General features: G+C 42.7%; 9 protein-coding genes and 1 pseudogene. All 10 read right to left on the bottom strand.

Annotated features, from left to right (window positions below; all coding sequences use genetic code 11):
• Positions 1–51: 51 nt before the first annotated feature.
• Positions 52–285 carry a hypothetical protein gene (locus tag ACTIE0_RS22305; protein ID WP_006623220.1) on the bottom strand — a complete coding sequence of 78 codons (234 nt, stop codon included), beginning with the start codon at positions 283–285 and terminating at the stop codon, positions 52–54.
• Positions 275–556 (bottom strand): hypothetical protein, encoded by a 282-nt coding sequence (locus ACTIE0_RS22300; RefSeq protein WP_006669510.1) that lies wholly within the window; start codon positions 554–556, stop codon positions 275–277. The genes ACTIE0_RS22305 and ACTIE0_RS22300 overlap by 11 nt, the downstream gene beginning before the upstream one ends.
• A 122-nt stretch (positions 557–678) precedes the next feature.
• Positions 679–936: a hypothetical protein gene (locus tag ACTIE0_RS22295; protein ID WP_006669511.1), complete on the bottom strand. Its 258-nt coding sequence runs from the start codon at positions 934–936 to the stop codon at positions 679–681.
• A 61-nt stretch (positions 937–997) separates the two neighbouring features.
• The gene (locus ACTIE0_RS22290; RefSeq protein WP_006623223.1) at positions 998–1,417 is read right to left on the bottom strand and encodes a hypothetical protein; all 420 of its coding nucleotides are present in this window, start codon (positions 1,415–1,417) and stop codon (positions 998–1,000) included.
• Between the two features lie 3 nt (positions 1,418–1,420).
• Positions 1,421–1,774, bottom strand: a complete 354-nt coding sequence (locus tag ACTIE0_RS22285) for a hypothetical protein (protein WP_006669513.1) — start codon at positions 1,772–1,774, stop codon at positions 1,421–1,423.
• A gap of 21 nt (positions 1,775–1,795) precedes the next feature.
• A complete protein-coding gene (locus tag ACTIE0_RS22280; protein WP_006669514.1) occupies positions 1,796–2,164 on the bottom strand; it encodes a hypothetical protein in 369 nt (122 codons plus the stop codon).
• Between the two features lie 146 nt (positions 2,165–2,310).
• Positions 2,311–3,510, bottom strand: a complete 1,200-nt coding sequence (locus tag ACTIE0_RS22275; protein WP_006669515.1) for a hypothetical protein — start codon at positions 3,508–3,510, stop codon at positions 2,311–2,313.
• 27 nt (positions 3,511–3,537) lie between these two features.
• Positions 3,538–4,512, bottom strand: a complete 975-nt coding sequence (locus ACTIE0_RS22270; protein WP_006623226.1) for a hypothetical protein — start codon at positions 4,510–4,512, stop codon at positions 3,538–3,540.
• A gap of 6 nt (positions 4,513–4,518) precedes the next feature.
• Complete coding sequence (locus tag ACTIE0_RS22265) at positions 4,519–4,956, bottom strand: hypothetical protein (protein ID WP_006623587.1); 438 nt, start codon at positions 4,954–4,956, stop codon at positions 4,519–4,521.
• 7 nt (positions 4,957–4,963) lie between these two features.
• Positions 4,964–5,683: pseudogene (locus tag ACTIE0_RS22260) on the bottom strand (hypothetical protein); the annotation flags it as partial.

The raw sequence follows: 5,683 nt of genomic DNA, 5'->3' as shown, positions 1-5,683 counted from the left end.
GTTTTGTCCATTTTCCCAGTAGGCTACCTTCCATTGGGTCAGTCTGATAACTTACTCCTTGCTTTCTCCCCTGGGACAGTTAATCCGGCTAGTGCGATCGCTTAACCTGGTGGGATTCTGTCTGGACTGATTTAGGATTGTGTATATCAGGTTCATTAGTTCGTTGTCTCTGGAGTTAACTTCAGTAATTAGTTTCTGGTTTTGTTTCATCAACTGCCAGACTAAAAAAACTGTAATTCCATCAGTTCCTAGCTTGACTATCTCAGGTAATGTATTAGAATTCATCGTTGTTTGTTTTGTCTTTTTTTAAGATTAATTCATTATAGTCAGTGGTTTTGGCTAAATATCTTTCAATATGTTTTAAAGTAAGCCAGACCAGTTGTTTGTCCCCTCGACATTCGCTTCTGACTGAACTTCTTAATCTATCGATATCTTCTTGATTTTTTTTGACATTAATTTGGAGTTCAGTATGTTTTGCTGAAAGATACCAAATACCTCCCGAAAAAGAAATAAGCCAACCAATAATTAAAGCAATTTTTTCAATTTCTAGATGCATAAAGTTAGAAACTCCTGTACTTTCAAAAACTAAAATTAAGTTTTGAAAAAATTGCTGGTAGTTCGTTTTCGGGTAATTCGGATAGACTCCCAATCACCCGAAAAATTTAGACCGTTGGCAAATTAGAATTGTGGTCTACTAATAATTCCTGAATTCTCAAATTTTTGGTAGAATGACAATTGTCTATCTATCTGTCTTGTCACAGAGCCATCCGGTTGTAACACTATATTGAACAATGTCTGAGCAGAAACTACGTTTAATCGTTGAACATCAGGTAGTTGGTTGCGTTCGACTTGTGCCTGGTAAAAAGCCTCAACAAATTCGTAAAGTTCTACGGTAGCGTCTACGTTTTCAGCTTCCGAACCTAATGACCCCAGCAAGGTTTTTCAGGTTGAACCATCTGGGAGATGGTTGATTAATTGAGCGAGAGAGATATTCATGTTAAGCTACAAAAGCCTCAATTATTACGTTAAACTTTAGATCCATTGTAGGATGATTTTCGATCCATGTTGCGTTTTTGAAAAACCGGCGGCGGACTCCTAGCTTTCTAATTGTCCAGGAATTATCTGTAAATTCTTCTATGGGCGGATAATTAATCAGTTGTGGTTCTTCTGTAACGTATACAGCCCTTTGTCCTGTTACCCAGCCAAAACCCCCAGAATCATCACGATAATGCCCTCTGATAAGCAGCATTGACCTATAGCCATCATAGGGATTTTTCCAACGCCCCCAATCAGTTGAAAATTTAAACCTCAATAATGAGTGTTCAGTAATTGGGGGGTTGTGAATTATCCATTCTTGGGTAGGCTGATAGCTTGAAGCTATCAGTTTCCATGCACCATAAGCGTCGGTAAAATCCATGCCTTATTTGATAACTAGGCGGCGTTCAAAACCAGCGTTCATGACGCTCTTACCATTTAGAGTCCTACCGTTACTATTGTAATACGTCAAAGCCTCGTTTATTTTTTCCTTTGTGCAAAAAAGTCTATAAGTAATTGGCGGTTTGGTAGTGCCGTTGTTGCACTGAACGGCAAGCCTTACTAACAAACCAGTTCGCATTAATTCCCCGGTGTCATACACTGGATCATTAGCGTTGGCTTCTTCTACTGGGGATACGCCTAAAACATCTTTAGTTCCGGCTGTATACATTACCGCACTGGCTCTAAAGACTCTAACTTTAGTACCATCCATTGCCTGACAGAGTTGTGTTCTAGCCATTAATATTTTATCCTTTCTCTATTAACGAAAATCAGCCCTTATGCGATCGCGGCAGGAAGTAATTCGCCCAGTGCCATCCCAGGCTTTGCCATGTAGTTTCTGAATTGCATCAGAAACTTTGTTTGTGGGTACATAAATATCAGCCCCAAAATATTTGTTACCTTTCCGATAGTTAATCCGCATTTTCATTAAGAGACCCTCTTTGACTGCTTGATTTGCCTTTACCATTTGCGCGGTGACTTGACTAGCGTCTGTGTGGGCTGTCATTCCCAAATCCTCAGCAATGCCATCGTATCTATTAGAAAGCCGAGCCGCTACTGTCATGGTTCCCGTTCCGCCTGGGGTGGGCGCATTCCAACTATAAATTTTCGTATCTGCTAAACTTGGCATCCAATACCCGCCTTGTTGCTTCAAAACTGCTTACTACTTCATTCATAGCAGACATTTTTAGGAGGTGGAACATATACGGAAACCTATAGGGTTTCCGGATATGCAAGGAGTTTTGTTTGGTCTAAAAAAAGTGTTGGGGTTGTCTTCTAATCGGGATTTCTATATAGATGACCGTTGTAGTCACAGAGCAGGATAGGCTCATTGAGCATCTCTAAAAACAATTTTGCTTCCCTAAAGTAGACGTACCCGACCGGACGGCGGCGCGGCGGTTTGATTTTGTTACCCAATATCGTCACTTCTGGAGATGTGATAGGGAACGCTTGGGCTGGATTTTGGTTGGTCGATGTAAATACTTTGGAGTTGTCAAACTCGATCTGCATCACCTGGCAGATGCGCTGGTAGAGATTGACACCTTCCGCCGTGCTGGTCGCAAAAACAAACGATTCTAACCCGGAGGATTTGTCCCGATAACTAACCGATTCCCTTCCTTTGCGGAACCGGAACTGCTGGGGCTGTAGAAAGTGCTGGAAAATTCTTTGTGCCAAACTTCTGATATTGGCTTTCGTCAGCAAGTCCCCGACTCCGTTTGGATTTTCCGTTTTTCCCACCAAACGGAAACCGACTCTCGCTTCCAGTTGTCGGTAGCCTTTCTCCACATCCTCAATTCTTTCCAAAAAGTACAGCACAACTTTAGGAGCGCCCCGGTAACTGATACCCGTTGAGACTGTGCTATCGGATTTTTCGCTACTGCCGCTGCCCTCGTAGTGGATTTGCAGGATTTGCCTAATTAGTTCCTTATCGTTCCCGGTCAAGACAACTGATTTGTTTTCGGAGCGATCTGGAAAATATTCTATTGTTCGGTGAAGCCCAACCTCCTTAGATGTTTTTTGGGCAGAAGGTTTCCACTCAATATAAGCCGGGCGAGAACTCGCGTCTCCTCTCCATTTGGGGATGGTATCTCCGTCGCTGTTTCTCAGATTGCTCGCCGGATAGTTGGTTTTTAAATTGGGGAGTTTTGGGTTGGATCTATAACGCAGCTCTGGATAACCCGCCGCCCAAGCATCAAACCAGTCGTCAAATTTTAGGTCGCTGGCATTGAGGAGATGATCGATCATCTTCTCCATCCATCCGAGCTGAGACAACTGCAATGCCAAAGCTGACTCGGAACCCGCCATCAGCAGCTTGTAATCTGGGTTTTTTCTGTCAGGCTGCAGTTGGTAAACATCCCAGTTGGGTTGCAATTCTATTCGGACTCGTTCCGGGCGCTTATCCGAGAGTTTCGTGATGCGCCTTTGGCGAGCCATCATGATATAAGTTTGTTGGGTTAGCCTTCCAACATTTGCCATAAATACTCCCTCTCTCAGCCGATTAATTTACACAGGAATCCACTCCTCATAAGTTCCCTGGTCTGTTAGTAAATCCCCTAATGTTTCAAAGAAAGTAGAGGCTAATGATTCCATACCCTCCCACTGTTGTTCATTTACCCAGTCAAAATATTCATCTGCTTTAATCTTAGACCAGGTTTCCTCTACCTTTTCAGAAACGATAAAAGGCGACTGTCCTTCTTTCCCCCAAGTCTCCTCCTTATCTAACAACTTAGCTGCTACTTTCCTGGTGTTAATATAAGTTATGACAAACAGTGCTTTTTTAGCAACCTCTTGAACCGCATATCTAAGCGACGACAAGGCTTCTACCAAAGTATCCTTAATGGTTGGGTTAATCATACACATGGCGGCGATCGCGCCTTCTCTAATTCTTAGAGTTGTTGTCGCCGTGCTTCCTACCTTGCCTGCAACTAAAGCAGCCAGAGATTTTCCGACTGTCTCTCCCAAGGGAACATATAAAGCGTTAGCTGCTTGTTTTAAATCATCCATCATTTTTTGGTCAGATGCTGCCCAATCAAAATTATACGCTTGAGAAACTCCTTGGGTTAATTTGCCCATTAGTGTAGGCACTGTTACCCCCAAAAAACCGCCTACAAAAGCCGGGTGGGCTGCTACTAAACTCCCCACACCCGCACCAACAAGCCCTACAGCTTTTCCACCAACAAGCAGCACAGTCCCGGCAATTACACCACCCGCTAGAAGCCCTGCTACTTTAGGAATCATAGGGGCTTCTAATAGCCAATCTTTGAAAAATCCCCAGTTGCCTTTTTTGATGTTTTCTCCAATAGCTAAGGCACCACCTTTAAGACTTCCGGCCCATTTCTTAAAATTAAAAGATTTTAAAATCTGAACCTCTTTATACAGTTGAGATGAAAAAGCATTAAACCATTGTGCTGCGATTTCCTTGCCAGCTACAGCGGTTGAAGTTAGTTCTTTCAGGTCTACACCTACAACATTAGACATAATTTATTAACCTATTTCGTGGTCATTGTTGGGCAACAATCTTTCTCGGCGGCGTTGGCTTGGCGACTTTCCAGTAGACAAGTTGTCAGATTTAATATCACGAATCTCCATTAACTCGTCATTAGTTTTGATGAGGCGGGGCTGCTGTTCCCGACTGGGGGCTGTCTTGGGTTTATCCTTAAACCCAGATGCTGTCATGGCGTTATAGTAATTCATCAACCAAGAACGTTTAAACTCTTCAAAGTCGCCGCCCCCAACTGCTGATGCTACATTTAAATATTCCAGATGCAGCCGGAAATCTAACACAGCGATCGCTTCCTCAATTCTTTTCCGAGTGTCACTTTTAAACTTAGCCTTTTCCTGTCCTGCCGATGGCGGTTTTTTCCCACCACCCGAATCCGGCTGGGAATTACCCGAACCCCTTGGCGCTCTTCTTTTACTCATGATAAAACTATGACCTTAATTTTGCCGCTATCCCTATTAAAACCTCATAGAGGTCATTACTTTTAGCCCTAAACTCATCAACCTCTATTTCATAGTCGTGAATCTCCAACAAATCTGGCAGCATGGCTTCCGTCGTGTCTTCATCATTCAAATCAAGTTTAGGCTCCTGACCTTTCTTGTTATCCTTTCCAAAACCCTTTCCAGCCCCCCAGTGTTTTTTACCAAACACATTAAACTCAATTGGCAACGTAACCACTTTCGAGATAATGGGAATTCCCAACCCGTCTAAAATCGCCGACGTTCGATAATACAACTTAGCCAAAGTTCTATACATTCTCGTCATTATATAGGCTAAACGAATCTGAATATTTAGCCGGTTGGCGCTATCACCTTTTAACTCAATCAAAAGCTCAGTCTGAGCCTTTAATATTGCCCCCAATGAATTAAACTTTAACTCAATAGACTGGTCGCCTTCTTGGGCTTTGTTAGTATCCTGAACCGTCACGGTAACCGGAGCATCAAAGCCATAATTATCTATGGTTTTAAACAGGTCAGACATGATTTCCAAATAATCTTTATTTATGTGATTTCCCCGTCCCTCTGGTATCATCATATTAGCCGGAATCTGGAAACTCTTATCTAGCAACTTCCTTACCCCTAGGGCTTTATGGATTTCCCTAGTCATTTTAATCAAATCGTCACAACATTCTTTATTCATGTCATCCCT

Origin of the sequence: Limnospira sp., assembly GCF_051859755.1 — a bacterium.
GTDB lineage: Bacteria > Cyanobacteriota > Cyanobacteriia > Cyanobacteriales > Microcoleaceae > Limnospira > Limnospira fusiformis.
Note: the sequence above shows the minus strand (reverse complement) of the source record. Positions and strands in the feature narration are given on the sequence as shown.

Excerpts from the sequence above, each read along its gene's own strand:
- ACTIE0_RS22270 (WP_006623226.1), bottom strand. The coding sequence starts at position 4,512 with ATGTCTAATGTTGTAGGTGTAGACCTGAAAGAACTAACTTCAACCGCT.
- ACTIE0_RS22300 (WP_006669510.1), bottom strand. The coding sequence starts at position 556 with ATGCATCTAGAAATTGAAAAAATTGCTTTAATTATTGGTTGGCTTATT.
- ACTIE0_RS22290 (WP_006623223.1), bottom strand. The coding sequence starts at position 1,417 with ATGGATTTTACCGACGCTTATGGTGCATGGAAACTGATAGCTTCAAGC.
- ACTIE0_RS22305 (WP_006623220.1), bottom strand. The coding sequence starts at position 285 with ATGAATTCTAATACATTACCTGAGATAGTCAAGCTAGGAACTGATGGA.
- ACTIE0_RS22265 (WP_006623587.1), bottom strand. The coding sequence starts at position 4,956 with ATGAGTAAAAGAAGAGCGCCAAGGGGTTCGGGTAATTCCCAGCCGGAT.
- ACTIE0_RS22285 (WP_006669513.1), bottom strand. The coding sequence starts at position 1,774 with ATGGCTAGAACACAACTCTGTCAGGCAATGGATGGTACTAAAGTTAGA.
- ACTIE0_RS22275 (WP_006669515.1), bottom strand. The coding sequence starts at position 3,510 with ATGGCAAATGTTGGAAGGCTAACCCAACAAACTTATATCATGATGGCT.
- ACTIE0_RS22280 (WP_006669514.1), bottom strand. The coding sequence starts at position 2,164 with ATGCCAAGTTTAGCAGATACGAAAATTTATAGTTGGAATGCGCCCACC.